The 24,791-nt window shown below is 32.4% G+C and carries 19 protein-coding genes and 1 tRNA gene; 4 read left to right on the top strand and 16 right to left on the bottom strand.

Annotated features, from left to right (window positions below; all coding sequences use genetic code 11):
• Nucleotides 1-94 precede the first annotated feature (94 nt).
• The 13 genes from BM053_RS10425 to BM053_RS10485 all read right to left on the bottom strand — a co-directional run bounded on the left by BM053_RS10425 (nt 95) and on the right by BM053_RS10485 (nt 14,526).
• Complete coding sequence (locus BM053_RS10425; RefSeq protein ID WP_091477150.1) at nt 95-1,003, bottom strand: hypothetical protein; 909 nt, start codon at nt 1,001-1,003, stop codon at nt 95-97.
• Nucleotides 1,000-3,486: an ATP-binding protein gene (locus BM053_RS10430; RefSeq protein WP_091477152.1), complete on the bottom strand. Its 2,487-nt coding sequence runs from the start codon at nt 3,484-3,486 to the stop codon at nt 1,000-1,002. Before BM053_RS10430 ends, BM053_RS10425 begins: the two co-directional genes overlap by 4 nt.
• Nucleotides 3,487-4,704, bottom strand: a complete 1,218-nt coding sequence (locus BM053_RS10435; RefSeq protein ID WP_091477154.1) for a DNA cytosine methyltransferase — start codon at nt 4,702-4,704, stop codon at nt 3,487-3,489. It lies immediately after the preceding gene.
• Between the two features lie 198 nt (nt 4,705-4,902).
• On the bottom strand, nt 4,903-7,026 hold the full coding sequence (gene scpA / locus BM053_RS10440) for a methylmalonyl-CoA mutase (RefSeq protein ID WP_091477268.1): 2,124 nt from the start codon (nt 7,024-7,026) through the stop codon (nt 4,903-4,905).
• Nucleotides 7,027-7,030: 4 nt separating this feature from the next.
• A complete protein-coding gene (locus BM053_RS10445) occupies nt 7,031-7,483 on the bottom strand; it encodes a hypothetical protein (protein ID WP_091477156.1) in 453 nt (150 codons plus the stop codon).
• A gap of 5 nt (nt 7,484-7,488) precedes the next feature.
• On the bottom strand, nt 7,489-8,856 hold the full coding sequence (locus BM053_RS10450) for a methylmalonyl-CoA mutase subunit beta (protein ID WP_091477158.1): 1,368 nt from the start codon (nt 8,854-8,856) through the stop codon (nt 7,489-7,491).
• 33 nt (nt 8,857-8,889) lie between these two features.
• Complete coding sequence (locus BM053_RS10455; RefSeq protein ID WP_091477160.1) at nt 8,890-9,213, bottom strand: FtsB family cell division protein; 324 nt, start codon at nt 9,211-9,213, stop codon at nt 8,890-8,892.
• Between the two features lie 107 nt (nt 9,214-9,320).
• The gene (udk, locus tag BM053_RS10460; protein ID WP_091477162.1) at nt 9,321-9,929 is read right to left on the bottom strand and encodes a uridine kinase; all 609 of its coding nucleotides are present in this window, start codon (nt 9,927-9,929) and stop codon (nt 9,321-9,323) included.
• 76 nt (nt 9,930-10,005) lie between these two features.
• Nucleotides 10,006-10,350, bottom strand: a complete 345-nt coding sequence (locus tag BM053_RS10465) for a hypothetical protein (RefSeq protein ID WP_091477163.1) — start codon at nt 10,348-10,350, stop codon at nt 10,006-10,008.
• Nucleotides 10,343-10,555: a hypothetical protein gene (locus BM053_RS10470; protein ID WP_091477165.1), complete on the bottom strand. Its 213-nt coding sequence runs from the start codon at nt 10,553-10,555 to the stop codon at nt 10,343-10,345. The genes BM053_RS10465 and BM053_RS10470 overlap by 8 nt, the downstream gene beginning before the upstream one ends.
• 60 nt (nt 10,556-10,615) lie before the next feature.
• Nucleotides 10,616-11,839, bottom strand: a complete 1,224-nt coding sequence (locus BM053_RS10475; RefSeq protein ID WP_091477270.1) for a hypothetical protein — start codon at nt 11,837-11,839, stop codon at nt 10,616-10,618.
• A complete protein-coding gene (locus tag BM053_RS10480; RefSeq protein ID WP_091477167.1) occupies nt 11,832-14,327 on the bottom strand; it encodes a DUF2339 domain-containing protein in 2,496 nt (831 codons plus the stop codon). Before BM053_RS10480 ends, BM053_RS10475 begins: the two co-directional genes overlap by 8 nt.
• A gap of 124 nt (nt 14,328-14,451) precedes the next feature.
• Nucleotides 14,452-14,526: transfer RNA gene (locus BM053_RS10485), tRNA-Pro, on the bottom strand.
• Between the two features lie 147 nt (nt 14,527-14,673).
• Here BM053_RS10485 and BM053_RS10490 point away from each other — a divergent pair.
• Both BM053_RS10490 and BM053_RS10495 read left to right on the top strand, forming a co-directional pair.
• Nucleotides 14,674-15,936 (top strand): asparagine synthetase B, encoded by a 1,263-nt coding sequence (locus tag BM053_RS10490; RefSeq protein ID WP_091477168.1) that lies wholly within the window; start codon nt 14,674-14,676, stop codon nt 15,934-15,936.
• Between the two features lie 201 nt (nt 15,937-16,137).
• On the top strand, nt 16,138-17,049 hold the full coding sequence (locus tag BM053_RS10495) for a glutaminase (RefSeq protein ID WP_091477170.1): 912 nt from the start codon (nt 16,138-16,140) through the stop codon (nt 17,047-17,049).
• 48 nt (nt 17,050-17,097) lie between these two features.
• Here the strand turns inward: BM053_RS10495 and BM053_RS10500 are convergent, their stop codons facing one another.
• Entirely contained in the window at nt 17,098-19,230 is a 2,133-nt protein-coding gene (locus tag BM053_RS10500; RefSeq protein WP_091477171.1) for a S9 family peptidase, read from the bottom strand.
• Between the two features lie 100 nt (nt 19,231-19,330).
• Nucleotides 19,331-21,955, bottom strand: coding sequence for a cyanophycin synthetase (cphA, locus tag BM053_RS10505; RefSeq protein WP_091477173.1), 2,625 nt, complete (start codon nt 21,953-21,955; stop codon nt 19,331-19,333).
• A 305-nt stretch (nt 21,956-22,260) separates the two neighbouring features.
• On the opposite strand from cphA, the gene BM053_RS10510 reads away from it, so the two are divergent.
• Together BM053_RS10510 and BM053_RS10515 are read left to right on the top strand one after the other, a co-directional pair.
• Nucleotides 22,261-23,133: a cyanophycinase gene (locus tag BM053_RS10510; protein WP_091477175.1), complete on the top strand. Its 873-nt coding sequence runs from the start codon at nt 22,261-22,263 to the stop codon at nt 23,131-23,133.
• Between the two features lies 1 nt (nt 23,134).
• Entirely contained in the window at nt 23,135-23,980 is an 846-nt protein-coding gene (locus BM053_RS10515; RefSeq protein ID WP_091477177.1) for an isoaspartyl peptidase/L-asparaginase, read from the top strand.
• Nucleotides 23,981-24,091: 111 nt separating this feature from the next.
• Here the strand turns inward: BM053_RS10515 and BM053_RS10520 are convergent, their stop codons facing one another.
• Nucleotides 24,092-24,757, bottom strand: a complete 666-nt coding sequence (locus tag BM053_RS10520) for a hypothetical protein (RefSeq protein ID WP_091477179.1) — start codon at nt 24,755-24,757, stop codon at nt 24,092-24,094.
• Between the last annotated feature and the right edge of the window lie 34 nt (nt 24,758-24,791).

A 24,791-nucleotide genomic window follows, 5' to 3' on the forward strand; every position in this document is an offset into this window, starting at 1 on the left:
CATAGTAAGTAAAAAAAATATGGTTGGTAATCGAAAAATTGAATCTACAGATGTCCGAGAGGTTTTGGGTTGGCATCTAATAATTTTTTGAATCTTATCCTTTGAGTTTTACTAACGCATTTCTATGTTTAATCAAATCCTCTCTAATTTTTTTAAATGAATCCTCGTCAAATTCGAAATGTTCTTCCCCAATTAATGCTTTTAAAACTTCTTTGCCACCGTCTTTGACTAGAACTTGTGAATGGGCAAATTTGTTTCTTACATCAATTACTTCATCAAAATATGTTGAATTCTTTTCAATAAATTCTGGTATAAAAATTTTATAATCAGTGTTTTTCTTTAAAATTCCTCTTAACATTTGCCACTTTTTTGCAGCATCAATATGTGGTAGAATTGAAGTTAATCCATCAGATTTATATAATTCATCAATTTTATCTTTTCTTTTTTCAAGGTTATTTACAATTTCTTTTTCAATAAATTTCTTTAAATCAAATTTTTCAATAAATGGAGATTGTGTGTAAGTTATTAAATGTTCTTCAATTAAAGCATCAAGTTCCGAAGTTTCACCTACAATAAGACCACGCATTGAATTAATTTCTTCAATTTTCTTTATTGTTGTTTTAAAAACCTTTTCAAATTTATCTTCAAGTTCTTTTCTATCTGAATGGTAAACTCCTTCAAATAGATGTTCTCTAATTGAATCAACAATTGATTGTTTGTCACTTGAATAAAAAATAATATCAGTAAAAATGTTGCTATTACGTACATGGTCAATAATATTATCACCATCTGCTGAATTTCTTAATTTGAAATCAATTAGAAATATATCAAATTTTTTTAGACCAGAATCAACTATTTGATTTACTACTCCATCTAGGCTTTTTCTTCTTTCAATAATTGGATTAAAACCATAATCAATTATTGTTTCGCTAAATAATTCCGAGGTAGTTTTAAACCAGGAGTCGTCATCTTCAACCCATAAAACGTAGTAATTTAATTTCATTTTTTGAAAGTTATTATTAATTCAAATCCATTTGAATAATCAGGATTATATTCTATTGTTGCATTAAGGTCATTCTCTAATATTCTTTTTACATGGCTTAATCCAAGACCAGCTCCTTTTGTTGATGTTATTCCTTCCTCAAAAATTAGTTCTTTTGCAATTGAATTATCTAATTGTTTTCCTAAATCTTTAATAGATAAGAGAAGATTTTCATTTACTTTTTCAAAACCAAATATTACTTTTGAAGCACCTTTCTTCTTTGAATTATTTAAAATATTGTCTAGAACGACAGATAATTCTATTGGTTGGAATTCTTTCTCAAATTTTAATTTATTGTCAGAAAACTCGTATTTCATTTCTTTATGCAATGAGCCATAAATATTTTTCACATAATTTTCAATATAATCAACTACATTTTCTGTAGTTGATAACCTAGCTTGAAGAAACCCAGATTTAGTAGTAAACTTTGTTAAGGTATTTATTTTTTCGTTAACTAGACTAATTTCTTGTATGAACTGAAAAAATTCCTTTTTATCAATTGAACCTTTTTTGTCAGTTTTTCTTTTAATAAGTTGAATTTTTTTTGAAATATCATCAGAATATACACCTATAATATGATTAGAATCTCGCAAATCTTTATATGTAATAGTTTCAGACGATCTAAATCTGTCTAACTGTATTTTTCTGTTTTCAGCTTTTTGCTCGGCTTCTTTACGTTTTATTTCTTCTTCACGTCTTTTTAAATCATTTTCCTTTGCTTCAAATTCGGCTTTTATTCTCTTTTCTTCTTCTTCTTTTTGTTTTTGTTCAGCTTCTTCTCTTTTATATTTTTCTATTTCAGCTTGTTTTTCAGCTTCAACTCGCTTTTTTCTTTCTTCCTCTTCACGCTTTTCTGCATCTTCTTTTTCTTTAAGAATCTTATTGAAATTATCTTCTGTTAATCTGATTTGATTAAATAGATCACTATCATTTGTTTTTTCAGCTATTTTTTCTAAATCTGATATAAATTTAGGTTGAATAATATCAAGTTTTTCGTTAACAAGATTAACTAAATCTGTATTGTAACCAATTATTTTAATATTCTTATCATCAGTTAAAGCTCTAATTAAATTGACAAAATCAATTTTACTTCCTAAATTATTTAGAGCGTCTTCAAATAGGTCTTTGTCTTTATCACTTGAAAGTTTTTCTCTGAAATCAGAAGCAATATTTGTATCTAAAAAATAATTTTTTCTAATGAAACCTTCACCCCATAAAACTCCAACAACATATCTCTCAAGTCTAAGAAAAGCTTTCTCTTTAAATATTTCGAATAATATTTTTTTTCCAGCAGATTCGACTAATCCACCGTCTCTACTTGAAACTTCTTTAAATTCATTAAAGTCTTCAGTGATTAAATCAACTTTTCCAAATAATTCACGTGTTCCTAAAAAACGATTATAACCTTGTTGTTTTCGTCTATCTATTTCCCAGCTATCATCTCCTGGATTGCCATAAGGTTGAACTCTAAATCCATTCTTAAATAAAAAGACATTACCGTAATTTACAGGTTCAATATCCATTAATTTACCAAAATTTATTTTAGCACTTCTATTTAAAAAATATAAGTTAATTTCTAAATCATCAATTAATGAGGAATAGTTGTTAGGCTCTTCAATGTGATAAATTAGAGTACCTCTATCAATAATTTTGGTAGTAATTATTTCATTTTTTAATCTTAAATCAATCTGGGTTGTTTTTAAATCAAGAACTTTTAAAATACTGTTATCGACAACTCCGTTTATTTTGAGATTATTAGTTGAATTATTGTCAATTTCTATAAAATCTTTTGCCTCAATTTCAACTGTAAAACTATTTTCTTTTGAAAATGGGTTTATAAGTTTTTCTAAAGATCTTCTTAGTTCGCTGAGTTTTTTTAAATCCCACAAAGAATTTAAATCTTGGATTTTTAAAATTGTACCGTGTTTTTTATTCTTTGAAAAAAAAACATTATTCTCAATTCTTTCAAATGGAATTTGGATTGAATCAAAACTTTGTTGTGCATCTTTCTCAAACGCATTCCAATCTACATCTACTTTGTAAGTTTCATTTATATCAACTTTTGTTGTTATAAGTTCTAATTTTCCACCTAATCTGTCACAAGAAAAACGACCTACGCCTTTAGCACCTGCAAAAAACCTTCTAGATTTTAAATTATTTAGATGAGAATCTTTTTTTAAATCGTCATCTTCAGTTTTATCTTTTTTAGCAGAATAAGCAACAGCAAACCATTTTTTTTCTAAATCTTGTTTAGACATTCCTTTCCCATTATCCGCAATAATAATTTCATCTTTATTGAAAATTATCTTTACATAATCTGCATGAGCATCATAAGAATTTTTAACAAGTTCATAAATAGCAATAAAGTCATCAGTAATTAAATCTCTACCGATGATATTTTTCATTCCAGTTTTTATATCAAAACTTAATAAGCCTTTATCCATTTATAGAAGTTGTTTTAGAATCAATCCACTTTGTTCGCTAAAAAGTGGAGGTATTGCATTACCAATTTGTGTGTATCTTGGCACTTCTTGTGTTCTTAATTTTCCACCTGTTGTATATTTTCCTTGAAATTTGTACCAATCAGGAAAAGATTGAATTCTTGCGTATTCTCTAACGGTTAAAATTCTTGGCTCGAAATAATGTATATAATCGTCTGGTAGCGTTGTAATTGTTGGGGTTTTATCTATACTATTCAAAGGAATAACTGTGCGTTTTTTAATACTATATTTCTCTTGAATTGATTTGCTTATGTTTAAATTTCGTCTGTCTTTGGTTTCTTCAAGTATATTTTTAAATCTTTCGGTAATTATTGAAGAATGTTTTGGAAAACGATGACTGTCGGCAATTGTGTTTTTAACTCCTAAACGCATTAATTTTTGGTAATTTCCTTTTTCTTTTCCATAAATACCAGATTGAAAACTTGGATATTCAGGAGTTTCTTCCAATCCGTTTTTCTTGAATAAATCAGAAATTGCGTCTTGAAGATTCGTATTTGTGTTTAATCCTTTTTCTTTTAGAAAATCAAATTTATTGTTTTCTAAGGAATTGAAAAAAGCTTCTGCTTTTTCTTGCGTAGCATTTTTTAAAGTTTTCTTAATTCCTATAAGAATAAAACGAGTTCTTTTTTGAGGAACTCCATAATCTCCAAAATTCACCAATTGTCCTTTTACATAATATCCTGCTTCATCAAGTTTTTGAGTAACTTGAGAGGAATAAGCAACTCCTTTTTCTTTATTTTTTTTAAATTCCATTGTAAAACCTTTTACATTTTCGAAGAAAATAATTTTTGGTTCTACAATTTTTACAAAATTAATATAAGAATTAATTAAGTCATTTCTTAAATCATATTCATTACGTTTTCCCGCCATAGAAAAACCTTGACAAGGTGGTCCTCCCGCTATCATTGTCACTTTTCCTTTTAGTTTTTCAAGTTGAAATTCGTATTTTTTTAAAACTTCATTTATTTCATGAGGTTTCTGAGGTAACCATTGAGGCCAATTGAAATGGTCTTTTTGATTTATTAAATTATATTCAAGTGTTTTAAATGCATCTGGACTTTTTTCAATAGCGAAAAGACCTTTCCACCCAGACTGATGTAAACCTAATGAAAGTCCACCACAGCCAGCAAATAAATCGATGTAAGTTAATTTTTTCGACATAAAAAATGTTTATTAGCAAAAGTATTGATAAAAATTTTCTTTAATACAAGAAAAATAGAAATATAATAATTTTTTTTAAATTCATTTTATAAAAAAAAACACCAACTTTTCAGTCAGTGTTTTAGAATATAATGAGATTGCTTCGCCAGTTCGAGCAAAGCTCTCGTGCCTTCCTTCGTCAGAATGACAAGATTATAGTTAATCTGCTAATAAAACTTCTAATATGCTAATTGCAGCTTCACTAATTTTTGTACCAGGGCCAAAAACGGCAACTGCTCCAGCATCAAATAAATATTGGTAATCTTGCGCGGGAATTACACCACCTACAATCACCATAATGTCTTCACGGCCGTATTTTTTTAGTTCTTCAATAACTTGTGGTACTAATGTTTTGTGTCCTGCAGCAAGTGAGGAAACTCCAAGAATATGTACATCGTTTTCTACGGCTTGTTTGGCAGCTTCGGCAGGAGTCTGGAATAAAGGACCTATATCGACATCAAAACCAACATCGGCATAACCTGTGGCTACTACTTTTGCGCCACGATCGTGTCCATCTTGTCCCATTTTTGCAATCATGATTCTAGGACGACGACCTTCTTTTTTCGCGAATTCGTCGGCTAGTTGTTTTGCTTTTTCAAAACTTTTGTCGTCTTTTATTTCTTTACTATACACGCCACTAAATGTTTTAATTTGTGCTTTGTATCGTCCGAAAACGGTTTCTAATGCATCCGAAATTTCGCCTAAAGTGGTTCTGTTTCTAGCAGCTTCTACCGCTATTTCTAGCAAATTACCTTCGCCAGTTTGTGCACAAAGTGTTAGTTTTTTGAGTGAATTCTGAACTTTTTCGTTATCACGAGTTGCTTTTATTCTATCTAATTGTTCAAGTTGTTGCTTGCGAACCATCTGATTGTCTACATCGAGAATATGCAACGGGTCTTCTTTTTCTAATCGGTATTTGTTTACACCAACAATGATGTCTTGACTAGAATCGATGCGTGCTTGTTTTCTGGCTGCGGCTTCTTCGATACGCAATTTAGGAATTCCAGCTTCGATGGCTTTTGTCATTCCACCTAATTCTTCAACTTCTTCGATGAGCGCCCAAGCTTTGTCGGCAATTTCATTGGTTAAACTTTCTACATAATAACTCCCAGCCCAAGGATCGACAGTTTTACAGATTTTTGTTTCTTCTTGTATGTATATTTGAGTATTTCTGGCAATTCGTGCCGAAAAATCTGTTGGTAAAGCAATGGCTTCGTCAAGTGCGTTGGTGTGTAAAGACTGTGTTCCGCCAAAGGCTGCCGCCATGGCTTCTACAGTGGTTCTCGCCACATTATTAAAAGGATCTTGCTCAGTCAAACTCCAGCCTGATGTTTGGCAATGTGTTCTTAATGCCAATGATTTATCGTCTTTTGGTTCAAATTGTTTAACTAATTTTGCCCAAATCATTCTTCCTGCACGCATTTTTGCAATCTCCATAAAATGGTTCATTCCAATAGCCCAGAAAAAAGATAGGCGAGGAGCGAACTCATCGATTTTCATTCCTGTTGCCAGTCCAGTTCTAATATATTCCAAACCGTCAGCAAGTGTATAAGCTAATTCAATATCGGCAGTAGCTCCCGCTTCTTGCATATGATAACCTGAAATAGATATTGAGTTGAATTTCGGCATTTTTTTGCTCGTAAATTCAAAAATATCTGCAATGATTTTCATAGAAGGAGTTGGTGGATATATGTAAGTATTTCGCACCATAAATTCCTTTAGAATATCATTTTGAATCGTTCCCGAAAGCAATTCAGGTTTTACACCTTGTTCTTCGGCAGCGACGATATAAAAAGCCATAATGGGTAAAACGGCTCCGTTCATTGTCATAGAAACCGACATTTCGTCGAGTGGAATCTGGTCGAATAATACTTTCATATCTTCTACCGAATCTATGGCAACGCCTGCTTTTCCTACATCGCCAACGACACGTTCGTGATCGGAATCGTAACCTCTGTGTGTTGGTAAATCGAAAGCGATTGAAAGTCCTTTTTGTCCTGCGGCTAAATTTCGTCTATAAAAAGCATTGCTTTCTTCGGCGGTCGAAAATCCTGCATATTGGCGAATGGTCCAAGGTCGGCGGACGTACATGGTTGCGTATGGTCCGCGTAAATTTGGCGCAAAGCCAGCTCCAAAATCAAGATGTTCGAGATTGTTGGTGTCTTGTGCGGAATAATCAGATTTTACTTCAATTCCTTCGGCTGTTAGATAGCTTTTACCTTTTGCTTCTTGGTTTTTGGTTTCTACCTTTTCTAATGAAATATGTTGAACGTTTTTACGCATTACTTTATTCAATTATTTTGAATGTGCTTCGTTGTTTAATATAGGTTTTGTTGCCATTACCAATGAGCCCGCCAACAACTGTTGTTCCGGCTCCTGCGGCAAATAATGAAAAAGCAGTTCCGTTTCCGAAAGCGGCTGCAACACCAGATCCTGCTACTAATCCTATTCCTGTTCCTAAAATAATATTTTTTAGGGTTCTTCCTTTTTTAGGAAAATATTTAATACTGTTGATGTTATCAATTGGCACAGGAACTCCATTTACAGCAATGCTTTCGGCATTTTCGAAAGTTAGAGTTCCAACTAATTTTTGTCTTTTTACAGTAGTAACTTTTACACGTTGTGATTCTTCAAAAAGAATAGATTTCCCAGTTTGGTTATTGGTTACTTCTAATTTTTTTGTTTGAGAAAATGTATGTAGTGATACAAATAGTAAGATAAATGATAGGATCGTTTTCATGAGTTTTATTTTTCGGTTTCTAATCTTTCTTGTTCCATTTTTTCTGCCAATCGTTTTTCAATAATTGGTGTGATTAATGTTTTTCTTGGTTTTATTTTTACAAAAGGAAATAATTCTAAATCATGACTCATTTTGTCATTTTTGTTTGGATATTTATTCGTCCCCAAAAGAACTTCTTTACCAGAATCGAATAATTCTTGTTCTTTTTGAGCGCTTTCTTGGATTTTTTTCTGAATATTTCCTTCTTTCAATTGTTTTAAGAATCCGCCATTTGCTTCAATTTCTTTGAATAAAAGTAATGATTTTTCGGCAAGTTGTGCTGTTAAATTTTCTATATAATAAGTTCCGTCGGCCGGATTGTTTACAATATCAAAATAACTTTCCTTTTTTAATATTAACAATTGATTGCGAGAAATCCTGTCGCCAAATTCATTGTCCTTGTGGTAAATAGCATCGTAAGCTAAATTTGCAACGGCATTTGCACCGCCCAAAATAGCACTCATACATTCGGTTGTAGTACGCAACATATTCGTGTTATAATCGTATAATGTTTTGTTGCGTTTTGTTGGTGTTGCAATAATATGACAATCGAAATCGTGATTATATTCTTTTGCTAACGTATTAAAAAGCAATCGTAAAGCTCTTAATTTTGCTATTTCGAAGAAATAATTTGTCCCAACAGAAACTTCGATAGTTATGGGTTGGTTTATGTTTTGAATGTGATTGAAATATTCGTTTGTATGGGCAAGTGTATAAGCCAATTGTTGCACCATATTAGCACCTGCATTTTGATATAATGTGGCATTTATATTGATAAATGATACATTTTTGCATTCTTTTGAAACGGAATTTAAAACTTCGAAATTATCTTTAGTTTCGCTTTCAAACCAGTTTCCGTCGGAAGCGAGTTGGTGAATTGGATCGACCAAGCAATGAATAATTACATTTTTAGACAATGCAATTTCGTTTACTTTTTTGATAAAATTTGTCGAAAGGAATTTTAAGTTTAGATAAACAGGAATTTTATCAAGAGCAATTTCGCATAATAATTTTGTGATGTCTAAATCTTCGTTTTCAATCGTGAAACGTACACTTTCGGCACCACGAGCTATCGAATCATTTGCTTTGCGAATGGATTTTTCGATATCGAAAACAAAAATATTTTGAACTATTTTTGAGTTTGAAGCTTCGGTAATAATATTTGTGGTTTTGTAATCCTCGTCTTTGTGATAAAACGGTTTTACTTTAATTCCTTCTGGACTTTCCCAAACTAACGTATCGTTATAATCTGCACCTTTTAGTTCAAATTGAATTTGTTGTTTCCATTGTTTTGAGGAAAGAGAATCGAAATCGTTGAATAAATTGGTTTCCAAAATGTGTGTAATTTATGGTTGTAAGATTGTCTTTTATCTTTTATCTAAAGTATCTCCTTCAAATTCGATGATGTATATGTCTTCACTATCTTTTTTCATATAGTATTTTTCGCGAGCATATTTTTCTATTTGGGCAGGATTTTTTAGCTTTTTTATTTGGTCTTTGTCTTTTCTTATTTCTTCTTGGTAATACACTTTATTGTCTTCGAGTTCGTTTATTTCTTTGTTAAGAACACGATGGTCTAGATAGGAATAATTGTCTAGAAACAATATCCAAATTACAAAAAACAAGGATACAATGACATACTTATTGAGTATGAATTTGTATAAACTTTTGTCTTTGAATGGATTGTTCATTTTTACTGGTTTTTAGCCCTGATGGAAGCGATATCCTTTTTCTTGCTTCTTTAGCAAGGAAAAGATTTAGCGTACAGCAGGAAATAGCTCCTAAAAATACTAATTATTTATGAAATACGTTGGTTTATTACTGCTCTGACTACATCGATAGCGACGGTGTTGTATTTGTCGTTTGGAATAATAATATCTGCAAAGGCTTTCGTTGGTTCGATAAATTGCTGGTGCATTGGTTTTAGTGTGGTTTGGTATCTGTTTAAAACTTCTTCCATATCACGACCCCGCTCGGCAATGTCACGTTTTAGACGACGGATTAGTCGTTCGTCGGAATCGGCATGAACAAATATTTTTATGTCGAACATTTCGCGAAGTTCGGGATTGGTAAGGATTAGAATGCCTTCGACAATCATTACTTTTCTTGGATGAGTAGAAATGGTATCGTCGGTTCGGTTATGTGTGACAAATGAATAGACAGGTTGGTCTATTATTTTTCCTGCTTTTAAATCTTTAAGATGTGTAACTAAAAGCTCGAAATCGATAGCTCTTGGATGGTCGAAATTTATTTGTGAACGCTCGTCGTAGTTCAGGTTTTGAGTTTCTTTGTAGTAAGAGTCTTGAGAAATAATTCCTACTTCGGTATCTGGTAACTCGTTCATGATTTGATGAACTACGGTTGTTTTTCCTGATCCTGTTCCGCCTGCAATTCCTATAATGAGCATAAGTGTGTCGTTTTGTTGGGCAAAAATAGTTTTTTTGGATTAAATATTCGCAATTTATATTGTCAAAATGGCTTAGTTAATATAATGTGTTTAACCATATAAAAATAAAAAATGGTGGAATAAGTATTAATATGAAGTTGGCGTTTCGTAATAAAGGTTTCTTATTTGCATGTAGTATTAAGGCTTCGATTAATAAAAAAAACATCCATATTAACAGAAAAGCAGCACCTGATAATAGCAAACCTAAACTGTCATTTGTCCCTAAATCTGAAAAAATAGAATATGAAAATAATAATAATATAGCCAATAATGCAGCTCCTATTCTTATTAGTAAGTGTTTTGCAATATTTTGACCTCTATTTTGGTTTGCGTAGTTTTCAGGAGGATTTATTTCCAACAAACCGTATATTTTGTTACTCATCACTACTAGATTTATCGTTTTGTTTTTCATGTAAAACATAAAAAAAATTAAAAATTGCTATTGATGCAGTTAAATCAAGGACGTTGGTTACTATGCTAAAATTATATAAATTTTGAAAAAACCCAAATGATATTATAATATAAAATATTCTGATAAGTATAAGTATTCCTGCGCCAATCATGGCAAATTGTGTTGCTTGCTTCATGTGTAGATTATATTTGTTTTTTATTGTTAGTATGAGTATATTCTTAATTTGTGCTTATAATTAAGATTTGTTATTCATATCTTTTGCTAAACTTGTTGCAAAATAGGCAATAGCAATTCCTCCTATCGAAATGCAAAGCCACATGAACCATGATTGTTGCCAGAATGTTTTATTTGCTGCAATTTCAGAATTGTTTTTAATTTGTTTGGTTTCAATAATTTGAGCTTCTGGTAAATCTGTAGAAATACTGTTTTTAAAGTTTTCTAAATCGTATTGTGGCGTATTTAAGTCTTTATTTCCTGTTGTAATAGTATAATTTTCGTTAGCTTTTAAATCGGTAATTATATAAATCGGAATTTGAAAAAAATGTATGTCAGAAATTGTTAGTGGTTGATTGTCTTGGTTTTCTATTTCTATAAAAAGTTCTTTTTCGAAAATTTGTGAAATATCAAATGTGTTATTTGTTTCAGAATTTAATTCGAAACTAGCAATTTGTTCTTGATAGTTTTCAAATTTATGTTTTACTTTTCGAGTTGCTTTTTTGTAAATTGATACATTTCGTTTGTAAAGTTTTGGATTTGAAACATTAAATGAAATCTGATTTATGATTTGAGAATTATCGAAATTAATTCGAATTTGTGTCTTCTTTTCTGATTTAAGTTCAGTTACAGATTTTGATTCGTAAGGAACGTTAAGTAATGTGTTTTTTGAAGTTTTACTATTAAAAAAACCAACATTTAATATGTTTATTGGAAGTGTTTTTTTGTCGTTGAAATCGATTTTCAGGTATTTATAAAAACAAGTTGGAATAGGAATTGTAGAGAATCCTGATGGAGATTCTTCTGGATAAACAGGTGATAAAGAGGTATTGTTTACTAATCCGAACCATTTTTCGTTATCCATACTTCCGCTAATGCTATATGGTTTTGTAATGTTTGAGTTAGCAATTTCTAATATTACTTCATTGATAGTCGATTTCGGATTTTCGAAAACCAAAACTGTATTTTTGTTTGGAACAACTGTTTTAGAAATGATTTTATACGCTATAAATTGATTTTTATCAGATTGATTGCTTTTGGTTTCAAAATAATAAGGAACTTCATTTTTTTTGCTATCAAAAATTCTAAAATCACTCAAATCATCATTCGATAAGGAACGAAGTTCTGTTGGTAAAACTAGTTTGTGTAAACCATCTTTTCCATCAAATTTTATTTTTGCTGTTGTAATATTATTTTGAGCAAACGATAAATTTGCTATAAATAATAGGATGAAAAATTTATTCATTGTCATCAATTTTGCTTGCTTCTTTAAATTCTTCTGTTTTTACATCATCAATAACCAAAACTTTTATTTTTTGATATACAAACGATATTATCAAAATTAAAACACCTAATAGTATGAATGCAATGATTTTTCCAGTTTCGGAAACATTACTAATATCATACAAAAATAATTTTACGACTGTTAATCCTAGTAATGACAATGCAATTATTCTTAAGGTTTTGTTTTGTTTTTTTATTCCAACGATTAGGAAAATAAAGGCTAAAAATCCCCATAAAATAGGAAAACTAGCTTTCCAGATTCGAGTTCTTGCATCTGAAATGAAATCATCAGAAATCAGAATACGCAAATATTCAATATCAGTTTTGTAATCTGGATACATAGTACTGCTTTTCATATCTTGTACAGTAACTGGCGAATTCATAATTACTAATCCGTGAAGCATTATTTCGCTACTGGCTAAAAATATGATAAAGAAAGCTGCAATCCAGGTAAAAATATTTTTATTAAAGAATTCTGGAATAACTTTATCTTTTTCCATTTTGTATAATTGGTATCCAAAATAAATAATGATTGCTAGCGAAACGTAATGTAAATAAAAAGCAACTCTTTGATGGATTCCGCTGCTAATGTATTGTTCGTGTTCGGAAAAAGCATAGTTTGAGAACCAAAATGTAAAGAAGAAGATGTTTGCAACGGCAATAATTGTTGCAAAATTATAACCAAATTTGGTTTTGTTTTTCAATACAATATAAGACAATGTAGCAAGAAATAATAAGTGGTAAACTATTGGAAATGCAATAGCCGAATCCGGATTCTGAATATAATCGTCAGCTTGATAGCTAACTTCGATAATTCCAACAAAATAGCTAAGAATAATTCCTATTAAGAAAGCAAGTTTTCTGTAATTTTCTGGGTTAAAAGTAAGTCCAAACTGCTTATAACTTTCGGTTTCATTTCTTAATAAATGGTAAACAGCAAACAATGATCCAATTGAAAATAATCCTGTTATGAAAATTGGGTTAATTATAATGTTTAGAATATCATTACCACCATAAATTTTACTCCAATCCATGATTAAGCTAATAAGCATCAAGAAATGCACAATTACCGATGCAAAACGATAACTGGTTGTTTCAGATTTTTGTGCTAACCAAATAAGTAAAACAGCTTCAATAGCCCAAAATAAAGTAATGTAATGTCCGTTAAACTGAATAGGAATTGCGAGCGTTACAAATGTTAATGTAAGACCAATTAGCAAATAAATAGCCGTTTTGTCTAATCCAAATTTCTTGTATAAGAACCAAGCGTATGTTAAGTTTAATAGTGCAATAATTGTAGTAAATAAACCTTTTAATTCGGGGTGATAATTAGATAAAATTACCATTCCAGCACCATAAAATAAGAAAGTGTTTGCCGCTAAAAGGGACAGTTGTATTTTAGTGAAAACACCTTTCGTTTTTATATTATTAATTATGTTTATTAGTATAAATATAAAATAGAAGACAAATCCAAAAAGTAAACCACCAAGATAATGAGGTTTAGGTTCATTTATTTCGGCCGATAACCAACCGCCATACAGAAGTACTGTGAAAATGAAGGCAAGTGTGTTTACTAAACTCCATTTTTTGTGATATGCCAATGCTAAAATTCCGACATTCAAAATGATAATATAACTAAATAATACGACGTAGTTTCCAGAACCAGTACTAATCATAAACGGAACAGCGAAACCACCAATTAAGGAAAGTATAGCAAGTTCTATTCTATTATATGAATATGAAATAAACACACTAAATCCAGTAATAGCTACCATAATTATGAAGGCAACTGTTTGGCTAAATAAATGGTATTCGTGAAAAGCAATACCGATAGTAAAATAAAAGATAGCAATTGCTCCAGCTACAAAAACCGAACTAAATGCGGCATATTGTTGTTTTAATTTATGAGCTATTCCCATGACCAAAGCACCGCTAAGAACACCGATTCCTACACGAGCAGGTTCGTTTATCCAATTTTTATCGATAGCATATTTTACAAAATAACTAATTCCAAGAACAAGAATCAGAATTCCTAATTTGCTAATTAGATTCTCACCAATAAATTTTTCTAAATCAGGATTTTTTTCTTTGAAATTTTCCCAGAATGATTTTTTGGGAGGAACAGGAATGTAAGGTTTTTGTTCTTCTGTTTTTGAAATATTTTTGTCCTCCAACGGAGTAAAAACTATTTCTTTATGTTCTTCTGAAATGATTTCTTCTATGACAGGGACAACTATTGGTTGTTTTACTTCTTCAAAAGTAGTGATAGGCTTTTCTTTTTCGTATATAGGTGTGGTAATAGATTGTGGCGTTTTATCTTGTGTTTTTAGTTGATTTACAAGTTTGTTTAGCTCTTTAAACTTTTCATCTATTTTGTCAAATCTTGATTTTATAGTATTAGAAATAACAAATAAAAAAACGAGAGCAAGAACAAGTAAGAATATTTCCATAGTATAATTATAAAACATTATGATTTGTAAATATAATAACATTTATGTAATTAGCTATGTAAAATAACTTTGGTTGTTTTTTTAACAAAAAAAAAGTCTTTTCAAATAAATGAAAAGACTTTTGTCGGGGTGGCAGGATTCGAACCTGCGGCCTCCTGCTCCCAAAGCAGGCGCGATAACCGGGCTACGCTACACCCCGTGTAAGCGAGTGCAAATATAAGGTTTAATTTTAGTTTTCAAAATAAAATAGCGAAATAAATATTTTATTTTATTGGTTCGAATTTGATTCGATATTTTTTATAACTTTCATTCATTAAAACTAGTATCTTTGAAATTAAAAATTATAATGCAACTCAAGAAGTTATTCTTTATTTTAATAATCTTCCTTTCGTTTTCTGTGAAAGCAAATTTTATTTTGCTTCCCATGGATGAGATCTCGCAAAAAAACCATCTCAAAGCCTACGGAATTACTTATTGGGCTTTAGATAAACAATATAAGGCAAGTTGGTTGCTTAATTATCGTGGTGGTTCTTTTTTGTTGCCAGATGTTTCAGAAATTAGAAAAGAATGCCAAATACGTGGCGTGAGTTTCGAAGTGCTTTCTGATGCTGAAACCAATAATATACTTGCAGATATTTCTTCTCCATCACAAAACATGGAAACTGTTGTGCTCGAAAAAGCGCCTAAAGTTGCGGTATATTCGCCTCCAGGCAAGCAACCTTGGGACGATGCAGTAACTATGGTTTTAACTTATGCTGAAATTCCGTTTACTAGAATTTATGATGAGGAAGTATTAAGTGATCAATTAATTTTGTACGATTGGTTGCATTTGCATCACGAAGATTTTACAGGACAATACGGTAAATTTTTTGGAGCTTATAGAACAGCGCCTTGGTACATTCAACAAAAACAAGAAGCAGAAGCATTGGCAAAAAAACTAGGTTATAACAAAGTTTCGGAAGAAAAAGGAGCGGTTGCCAGAAAAATTCGAGATTTCGTTATTGGTGGCGGATTTATGTTTGCCATGTGTTCTGCTACCGATAGTTTCGATATAGCATTAGCTGCCGAAGGAGTAGATATTTGTGAACCTATGTTTGATGGTGATGGAAGTGAAGCCAATTACCAATCGAAAATTGATTATTCAAAAGCATTTGCGTTCAAAGATTTTATCTTAGACAGAAAACCCGAGCATTATGAGTTTTCGAATATTGATATGACCGAAAAAAGACAAGTGCCTTTCGAAAAAGATTATTTTACGCTCATGGAATTTTCGGCAAAATGGGACGTTATTCCAAGTATGTTATGTCAAAATCATACTTCGTTAGTCAAAGGATTTATGGGGCAAACCACCTCTTTTGATAGACAATTAATAAAAACAAACATTCTTGTTTTAGGCGAAAACCAAATAAATGAAGAAGCGCGTTATATTCATGGTCAAAAAGGGAAAGGTTTTTTTACATTTTATGGAGGTCATGATCCTGAAGATTTTCAGCATCGAGTAGGCGATGAACCTACGGTTTTAGATTTGCATCCCAATTCGCCAGGTTTCCGACTAATTCTGAATAATATATTGTTTCCAGCTGCGAGAAAGAAAAAGCAGAAAACGTAATATTTGTAGCAGAATATTTATCGTTTCTTTCAACATTTTTCCCGCTATTCGCTGCAATCTTTTGCTCTTGTTCTCGATACTCCTCGCAAAAAAAGCGAGGAACTCGAACTGACGAGCAAAAGGATTTCCACTACTATCGGGGCTACTATTTAATATTTTGAATTTCTTTCATAATTTTTAAAAAAAAAAACTAAAATCAGTATGAATTACGAGCAAATTCTAAAAGAAATATACCAAGAATCAAAATCATTGCCAACTTTTGGAAATGTTTCCACATCAATACCTGAATTAGCAAAAATCGATGGAAATAAGTTTGGAATTCATCTTACAACTATTAACCATCAAGATTTTGGAATAGGTGATAGTGGCGAAAAATTTTCTATACAATCGGTTTCAAAAGCATTAACAGTTGCTTTGGCATTTTCGTTTTTAGATGAAAAAGTTTGGGAACGAGTAGGAGTAGAGCCTTCGGGAAGCGCATTCAATTCATTGGTTCAATTAGAATACGAAAAAGGTATTCCTCGAAATCCATTTATAAACGCTGGAGCTTTGGTTATTGCAGATATGTTGGTTTCTAATCTTGAAAATCCAAAAGAAGATTTCTTGAAATTTATCAGAAAAATTTCTGGTTGCCAAGCCATCAATTATAATCTAAAAGTAGCCAAATCGGAAAAAGAAACGGGTTTTAGAAACGCTGCTTTAGCTAACTTTCTCAAATCTTTCGGGAACATAAATAACAATGTCGAAACGGTTCTCGATTTCTATTTCCACCAATGTTCCTTAGAAATGACTTGCAAAGAATTAGCGCATTCATTTTTCTTTTTTGCAAATGAAGGAAAATCTATTTCGGGAGAACAAATTTTAACTAAAAGCCAAGTAAAACGTTTAAATGCTCTCATGCAAACTTGTGGGTTTTATGATGAATCTGGTGAGTTTACCTATAAAGTTGGCTTGCCAGGAAAAAGCGGAATAGGTGGTGGAATTGCAGCTTTATTTCCTAAAAATTTTGTGGTTGCCACTTGGTCACCACGACTCAACGAAAAAGGAAATTCCGAACTAGGAATGAACGCTTTAGAATTGTTGACCACAAAGACTGGAATGTCTATTTTCTAATATAAAAAAAGCCAATCAATTAAGATTGGCTTTTTTTATGTTTTTGAATTACTTGTTATTCTCTATTACATAATCCAACACTTTTTTCATTAAATGTACTCTGTCTTTGCCTTGTACATTGTGTTTGTGCATTGGATAAGGGAAGAAATCTACTTGTTTCTCAGCTTCTACAAACTTTTTAACTAAAGCAAAATTGTGTTGCATTACAACAGTATCATCACTTGTTCCGTGAATTAAAAGTAATTTTCCTTTCAAGTTTTTTACATAATTTAATGTGCTTGCTTCGTCGAAGCCTTTTTGGTTTTCAGCTGGTGTGTCCATATAACGCTCACCGTACATGATTTCGTACCATTTCCAATCGGTTACTGGTCCGCCGGCAACTCCAACTTTAAAAGTGTCTGGTTTGCGAAGCATTAATGAAGTTGTCATGAATCCGCCAAAACTCCAACCGTGAACTGCTAATCTATTTGCATCTACATAAGGTAAAGATTTCAAGTAATCGACACCTTTTAGTTGGTCGTCCATTTCGTTTACGCCCAATCTTCCGTGAATTACACTTTCGAAAGCAACGCCACGATTGTCTGAACCACGATTGTCGACTGTAAATACTAAATAACCTTGTTCGGCCATCCAGTGCATCCATAAATTAGCGCCATCTAGATAAGAATTCGTAATTAATTGAGCGTGTGGTCCTCCGTAAACATATACTAAAACTGGATATTTTTTTGAAGCATCAAAGTTACTTGGTTTGATTAAACGGGTAAATAAATCGGTAGTTCCGTCAGCAGATTTGATAGTCTTTACTTCCGAAGTTCCTATTTCGTAACCGTCGTATTTGTTTTTGCTTTCTAATAAAGTTATTGCTTTTAACTTTTTGTCATACAACAATGATTTACTTGGTGTTGTGTGGTTCGAATATTCATCGAAAAAGTAACTTCCGTCAAAATTCGGAACACAATTATGTACACCTAAATCTTTGGTAATTAAGGTTTGTTTTCCTTTTAAATCTACTTTATAAGCCAACATATTAGTTCCGTTTTCTCCAGTAGCTTTGAAATAAATTTCGCTTCCAGCAGCATTTGAACTAATGATTTCTCTTAATGGAAATTTATTAGCTGTTAGTTGTTTGACTATTTTTCCTTCGATAGAATAATAATAAAGATTGTTGAAACCGTCTTTTTCAGAAATCCAAACAAAATTATTCAATTTGCTATTTGGGAAATAAGCATCATGTTCAGGTTCTACCCATTTTGAGCTTTTTTCATTCAATAATGTTCTTACAAAATCACCAGTTTTTGCATTATATAGATTCAAATTCATGTTGTTTTGACCGCGATTTAATTCGGCAATCAAAATGTATTTCTCGTCTGGAGTCCAAGATACATTAGTTAAATAATCGTCTTGGTTCCCTTTTGGCGAAATGTAAACTGTTGTGTTGTTTTCAATATTGTAAATTCCTACTCTTGGTTTTTCTGATTTTTGACCAATCATTGGGTATTTAATACTTTCTAATTTACCTGGAGTTTCAGTAATATCTAATAATGGATAATCAGCTACTTCGATTTGGTCTTTTTGATAAAAAGCAATGAAGTTTGATTTTGGCGACCAGAAAATACCATTGTTAATGCCAAATTCATTCCTTGCAATCGATTGTCCTGAAACAATTCCTTCATTAGAGTTATTGGTTATGGCAATTTTTTCTTTGGTTTTACCTAATAAATATAAATTGTTTTTTTCGGTGAAAGCTACATTCTGATTTGATTTGTCGAAGGTAATATTCTCGGCAGTAGCAGGAGTTTCTTGAACACTTTTTCCTGATTTTGAAGCTAATGAATAAGCGAAATATTTCCCATTTTCGGTCACTAAAATTGTATTGAAATCTATCCAAGTTAAACCAGCAAGATTTTTAAGTTTTGTATTTAAAGCTGAATTGATGTCTGTTAAATTTACTAATTCGGAAGTTTTATTATCAACCGCATTAGCTGAAATTATTTTAGTCCAATTCTCGGTGTAGTACACATATTTATTAGTATTAGGAATCCACTGAAAACCAGCTAATTTGTCTGCTCTAAAAAGTCTGTTTTGTTGTAAAACTGATTCCTCGAGAGTAATTTTTTTGCTTTGTGCTGTTGCCAAAACAGTGATAAATAGACTTAATAGAAGTAGTATTCTTTTGTTCATAATGATTTTTTTTGATTGTGTAAATGTATAAAAAAAGGATAGTGTTTTTAGATTTTATGAATCTCTTAACACTATCCTTATTATTTATTGAAAGAGAAAATTAAATATTTCCTTCCTCGTTTTCCTTATCTAAATATTCCTGAACAATTTCAATTGCATTGGTTACAACATCGCTTAAAGCGGTGATAAAACTTCCGTCTTGAGCGTTGTCTATGGCGTGTTGAATGGCTTCTATTTCTTTAGGAATAATTTCGTGGGTTACTTCTCTGCCGGATTCGGCAATACCTTCTAAGATTAAATCGATGATTTCTTCTTCTGTTCGTCCACGTAAATATTTTTCTTGACGAATAATAATATGGTCAAACATTCGACCAGCAATTAATCCACATTCTTTAATATCTTCGTCGCGACGGTCACCAACTCCTGCAATAATTCCAATTTTTTTGGTTGCATCAATGTTTTCTAAATAACCTTCAATACCACGATAACCAGCAGGATTATGAGCAAAATCTATAAGAACTTTAAATTTTTTGAATTCAAAAATGTTCATTCTTCCTGGAGTTTGCGCTACACTTGGTATAAATGTTTGTAACGATAAACTAATATCTTCGGTTTTGAAACCATATAAATAACTAGCTAAAGTGGCTGCCAGAACATTTGCAATCATAAATTTGGCTTTTCCACCAAGAGTAAGCGGAACGTGAGTCGCTCTTTCGACACGGATTTTCCATTCTCCTTTTTTGATGGTAATGTATCCATTTTCATAAACCGCAACTGTTTTTCCTTCTTTACACAGTTTTTTAATAAGTTCATTGTCTTCGCTCAAACTGAAATAAGCTACATTACAGCTTAATTCGTTAGCGATTTTTACGCAATATTCATCTTCAGCATTTAAAATTGCCCAACCATCTTTCTTGACACTTTTTACAACAGTCGCTTTTACACGAGCTAAATCGTCTAAGGTATGAATGTCGCTTAATCCTAAATGATCTTCTTGAATATTGGTTACAATAGCAATATCACAACGGCTGAAGCCAAGTCCTGAGCGAAGTATTCCGCCACGAGCTGTTTCTAGAACTGCAAATTCGACAGTTGGATCTTTAAGAATATATTCGGCAGAAACGGGTCCTGTCGTATCTCCTTTTTCCATCATATGGTTTTGCACATAAATTCCGTCCGATGTTGTGAAACCTACTTTATAACCATTGTTTTTTACAATATGAGCTAAAAGCCTTGTCGTAGTTGTCTTTCCGTTGGTTCCAGTAACTGCAATAATTGGAATTCGACTTGGTTTTCCTGGAGGATACAACATATCTATTACAGGTGAAGCCACATTTCTTGGTAACCCTTCTGATGGCGCCAAGTGCATACGAAATCCTGGAGCAGCATTCACTTCTAATATACAACCGCCATTTTCTTTAAGTGGTTGTGTTAGATTTTCTGCCATAATATCGACACCACAAATATCAAGACCAATTACTCTAGAAATTCTCTCGCAAAGGAAAATGTTTTCTGGATGCATCATGTCAGTAACATCTACAGAAGTTCCTCCAGTGCTGAGGTTTGCTGTCGATTTTAAGTAAACAACTTCATCTTTTCTAGGAACAGTATCGACAGTATATTTTAGTTTTTCTAATAAATCTTCGGTATCACGATCTACTTCAATTTCTGTCAATACATTTTCATGACCATAACCACGACGAGGATCTTTATTGGTTTCTTCGATTAGTATTGCGATAGAATCTTTTCCGTTTCCTACTACATGAGCTGGAACACGTTTTGCAGCAGCGACTAATTTATTATCTATTATAAGGACACGAAAATCATAGCCTGTAATAAATTTTTCGACAATAATTCGATGGCTATATTTTTTGGCATAAGCCAAACCTTCTACGGCATCTTCCCAATTGGTCACATTTATTGAAGCTCCTTTTCCGTGGTTTCCGTCTAATGGTTTTAATACAATTGGATAGCCAATTTTTTTAATAACATCAGCCAAATCTTCTTCATCAACACAAATTCCTCCGCCAGCAACTGGAATAGAAGCAGCATCGAGCATTTTTTTGGTTTGTTCTTTATTACAAGCAATGTCTACCGCAATACTACTTGTTTTGCAAGTAATTGTTGCTTGAAAACGCATTTGATTTATTCCGTAACCCAATTGTACTAAGGAATTTGTTCCTAAGCGAATCCAAGGGATATCTCGGTTTACAGCTTCTTCGACAATGCTTCCTGTACTTGGTCCGAGGCGAACTTTGTCACGAATGACACGCATTTGTTGAATATCGGCTTCTAAATCATATTCAGTTCCTGCGATTAATGCTTCGGCAATATGAACGGCACTTTCGGCAGCAAATATCCCTACATTTTCTTCGGTATAACTAAAAACTACATTATATATTCCTGGTGTTTTTGTTTCGCGAGTACGACCAAAACCAGTTTCCATTCCGGCGAGTGTTTGTATTTCGAGGGCAATATGCTCAATAACATGTCCCATCCAAGTGCCACGTTCTATACGTGAGAAAAAACCGCCACGACAACCTTCGGAACAGCGATGTTCTATCATGGTTGGAAACATGGCTTCTATTCGTTCGCGAAAACCGTCTATTTTATTGGTAGGAAATTGTTCCATTTCCTCTAAATCCAAACGCATTTGGATTAATTTTTTGCGTTGAACACTCCAAATATTTGGTCCACGAAGCGCTTGAATTTTATCGATTTTCATTTTTGATCTATTATTTTTTGTAATGTATTTGTTAAAAATAGGAAATATTTGTTTGATAGATGTTATGTTTTTGATAGAAATATTAAAAATAGTTATTTTTTGTTGGTTTTCAGTTTTTTAGAAATGTTGATAGGAATTGGTTTTATGAATTTTAGCCCTGATGGAAGTGGAAATCCCATCTCGTCTTTTGGGACGTGATGGATTGTAGCGAACAGCAGGAAATATGTTGATAAATACTGTAAAGTTTTGCTTCAAAAAAAAGAAAATAGATTTGCATTATTTCAATTTTTGGTTATTTTTACCGAATGAAGATACAAGGAAAATTAATCATTATAGGTGGTGCGGTTGATAAGGGAAGTTTTACTGAAACAGATCTTGATAGGAATGCAGCGAAGAATTTGAATTTTTTTGAAACTGGAATTTTGAAAAGAATTCTTGACGAATCGAAACATAAATTAGAATCTAGAATTGAGGTTATTACTACGGCTTCGAAAATTCCTAAAGAAATAGGCCCTGAATATGTGAAAGCGTTGAGCTATTTAGGCGCAAATAACGTTGATGTTCTAAATATTGAACGTCGTGAAGAAGCAATGGATCCTGAAATTGTAGCTCGCCTAAAAGCTGCCGATGTGGTGATGTTTACTGGTGGTGATCAGTTGCGATTGACATCGATTCTTGGTGGAACTCCTTTTCACGATTTGTTGTTGGAGAAATATCACAATGAAGATTTTATTTATGCAGGAACTTCGGCAGGTGCTGCTGCGGCTTCTAATAATATGATTTATCAAGGAAGTAGTTCGGAAGCTTTACTGAAAGGTGAAGTGAAAATCACTTCTGGTTTAGGTCTTATAGACGGTGTTATTATTGATACTCATTTTGTGCAACGTGGTAGAATTGGAAGACTTTTTCAATCGGTTGTAGGAAATCCTAAAGTTCTCGGAATTGGTCTTGGAGAAGATACTGGTTTGCTTATTACTGATGGAAAACAAATGGAAGCGATTGGTTCTGGACTTGTAATCCTTGTTGATGGGCGTGAGATAAAAGACACGAATTTGACGCAAATTGAGTTGGGTCAGCCTATTTCAATCTCGCATTTAGTGACACATGTAATGAGTAAACACGACACTTTTAGTCTGGATACTTTTAAAATGACTATTCAGAGTTCGCAATACGTATAAGATGTCTAAAATAATAATTCACGGCGGTTTTTTCTCGGAATCTTCTACAAATGCTGAAACAAAAGTAGCAAAACAAAATGCTTTAGAGCGAATTGTGAAGTCTTCGTACGAATTTCTGAAAACACATTCGGCTGTTGAAACAGTTGTTTTTGCAGTATCTCTTTTGGAAGACGACGAATTGTTTAATGCTGGAATTGGTTCGCAAATACAAAGTGACGGAAAAATAAGAATGAGTGCGGCCATTATGGATGGTGAAACTCAGAAAATGAGCGGCGTGATAAATATCGAAGACGTAAAAAACCCGATTCAAGTAGCTCAAGTATTAATGAGTGAAGACGATAGAGTTTTGGGCGGAAGTGGCGCTACAAATTACGCTAGACAACATGGTTTTGAAAAATTTTCGACCGAAATTCCACAACGAAGAACGGAATATGAAGCTAAACTAAAATCTTTAGGAACAGGAACTGTAGGTTGCGTTGCTTTAGATGATAATAATAAACTTGCCGTTGCTACTTCTACTGGCGGAAAAGGTTTTGAGCTAGTAGGAAGAATATCAGATTCGGCTACTGTAGCAGGAAATTACGCCAACGAATTTTGTGGTGTGAGTTTAACAGGAGTAGGTGAGGATATTGTGAGTAACGCGACTGCTGCCAAGATTGTAACTCGTGTAACCGATGGTTTTTCTTTAGACAAAGCATTCGAAAAAACTTTTGCAGAATTATTGCCTTATGATGGTTTTGCTGGTGCAATTGCGATAGATAACAAAGGAAATATATTTCACCAAGATTCGCACCCAAGTATGGTTTTTGCGAGCTATGATGGAGTGAATTTTGAGGTTTTTGGCTAGACTTTCAATTATATTAAAAAATATAAAAAAAACTCCGCCATTATTACTAATGAGCGGAGTTTCTAATAAACAAACCAACCTAACCAAATTTATATGTAACCAGCATATAAATTATTTTTCATCCTTTTCTTCTTTTCTATCATTAACTGAATTTTCTATTTTTGCTTTAGTGCCATCAGCTTTGTAATAGTAGTAATCATCAGGATTATTTGAATTATCATTATAGTCATTATCATTGTTTTGATATCCATTATGACCTTGACTATTTCCATAATTATTTGTGTTGTAATAAGAAGAACGTCCTTTTACAGAACCAAAAATATCTATGATTTGACCTCTTCGGTTGTAAATAATTTTTAATCCACCAACTTGAGAAAGTGCAAAACGGTTATATTTCATATAGACTGTTCCAATTCTACTCACACGATCATTATAATCGTAATTGATAAAAGTATTTCCAATTCTTCGTACTCTACCAAAAGCGTCATGTTCAATACGAACTCCGTAATTTTCGGGTCTTCTGTTTATGTCGCTTCCCGCTCTTTTTCCCGCAGTTTTGTAGTAATAATCTCCTTGAGAATCTTGTGGTCTGGTGTTAAAATCGAATTCACCATTTGGGAATACATAAAACCCGATGCCACGTTCTGTAAAGGCTATTGGCTCATCAAAATTGAATCTTGCAATTGTTGTGTTATCAGAAAAAATAGGGTTTTCTGACGCATTTGCCATACTTCCTACCAGGAAGATGCTGGCTACTAAAAGAGTAATTTTTTTCATGATACTGTGTTTTAATAATTTGCTTACTCTTACG

It is taken from the genome of Flavobacterium swingsii (genome assembly GCF_900111965.1).
Taxonomy (GTDB): Bacteria; Bacteroidota; Bacteroidia; order Flavobacteriales; family Flavobacteriaceae; genus Flavobacterium; species Flavobacterium swingsii.

Coding starts and splice junctions, on each gene's coding strand:
- scpA (WP_091477268.1), bottom strand. CDS start 7,026: ATGCGTAAAAACGTTCAACATATTTCATTAGAAAAGGTAGAAACCAAA.
- BM053_RS10445 (WP_091477156.1), bottom strand. CDS start 7,483: ATGAAAACGATCCTATCATTTATCTTACTATTTGTATCACTACATACA.
- udk (WP_091477162.1), bottom strand. CDS start 9,929: ATGCTCATTATAGGAATTGCAGGCGGAACAGGATCAGGAAAAACAACC.
- BM053_RS10475 (WP_091477270.1), bottom strand. CDS start 11,839: ATGAATAAATTTTTCATCCTATTATTTATAGCAAATTTATCGTTTGCT.
- BM053_RS10520 (WP_091477179.1), bottom strand. CDS start 24,757: ATGAAAAAAATTACTCTTTTAGTAGCCAGCATCTTCCTGGTAGGAAGT.
- BM053_RS10500 (WP_091477171.1), bottom strand. CDS start 19,230: ATGAACAAAAGAATACTACTTCTATTAAGTCTATTTATCACTGTTTTG.
- BM053_RS10470 (WP_091477165.1), bottom strand. CDS start 10,555: ATGAAGCAAGCAACACAATTTGCCATGATTGGCGCAGGAATACTTATA.
- BM053_RS10495 (WP_091477170.1), top strand. CDS start 16,138: ATGAATTACGAGCAAATTCTAAAAGAAATATACCAAGAATCAAAATCA.
- BM053_RS10515 (WP_091477177.1), top strand. CDS start 23,135: ATGTCTAAAATAATAATTCACGGCGGTTTTTTCTCGGAATCTTCTACA.
- BM053_RS10490 (WP_091477168.1), top strand. CDS start 14,674: ATGCAACTCAAGAAGTTATTCTTTATTTTAATAATCTTCCTTTCGTTT.
- BM053_RS10425 (WP_091477150.1), bottom strand. CDS start 1,003: ATGAAATTAAATTACTACGTTTTATGGGTTGAAGATGACGACTCCTGG.
- BM053_RS10510 (WP_091477175.1), top strand. CDS start 22,261: ATGAAGATACAAGGAAAATTAATCATTATAGGTGGTGCGGTTGATAAG.
- BM053_RS10430 (WP_091477152.1), bottom strand. CDS start 3,486: ATGGATAAAGGCTTATTAAGTTTTGATATAAAAACTGGAATGAAAAAT.
- BM053_RS10465 (WP_091477163.1), bottom strand. CDS start 10,350: ATGAGTAACAAAATATACGGTTTGTTGGAAATAAATCCTCCTGAAAAC.
- cphA (WP_091477173.1), bottom strand. CDS start 21,955: ATGAAAATCGATAAAATTCAAGCGCTTCGTGGACCAAATATTTGGAGT.
- BM053_RS10455 (WP_091477160.1), bottom strand. CDS start 9,213: ATGAACAATCCATTCAAAGACAAAAGTTTATACAAATTCATACTCAAT.
- BM053_RS10480 (WP_091477167.1), bottom strand. CDS start 14,327: ATGGAAATATTCTTACTTGTTCTTGCTCTCGTTTTTTTATTTGTTATT.
- BM053_RS10435 (WP_091477154.1), bottom strand. CDS start 4,704: ATGTCGAAAAAATTAACTTACATCGATTTATTTGCTGGCTGTGGTGGA.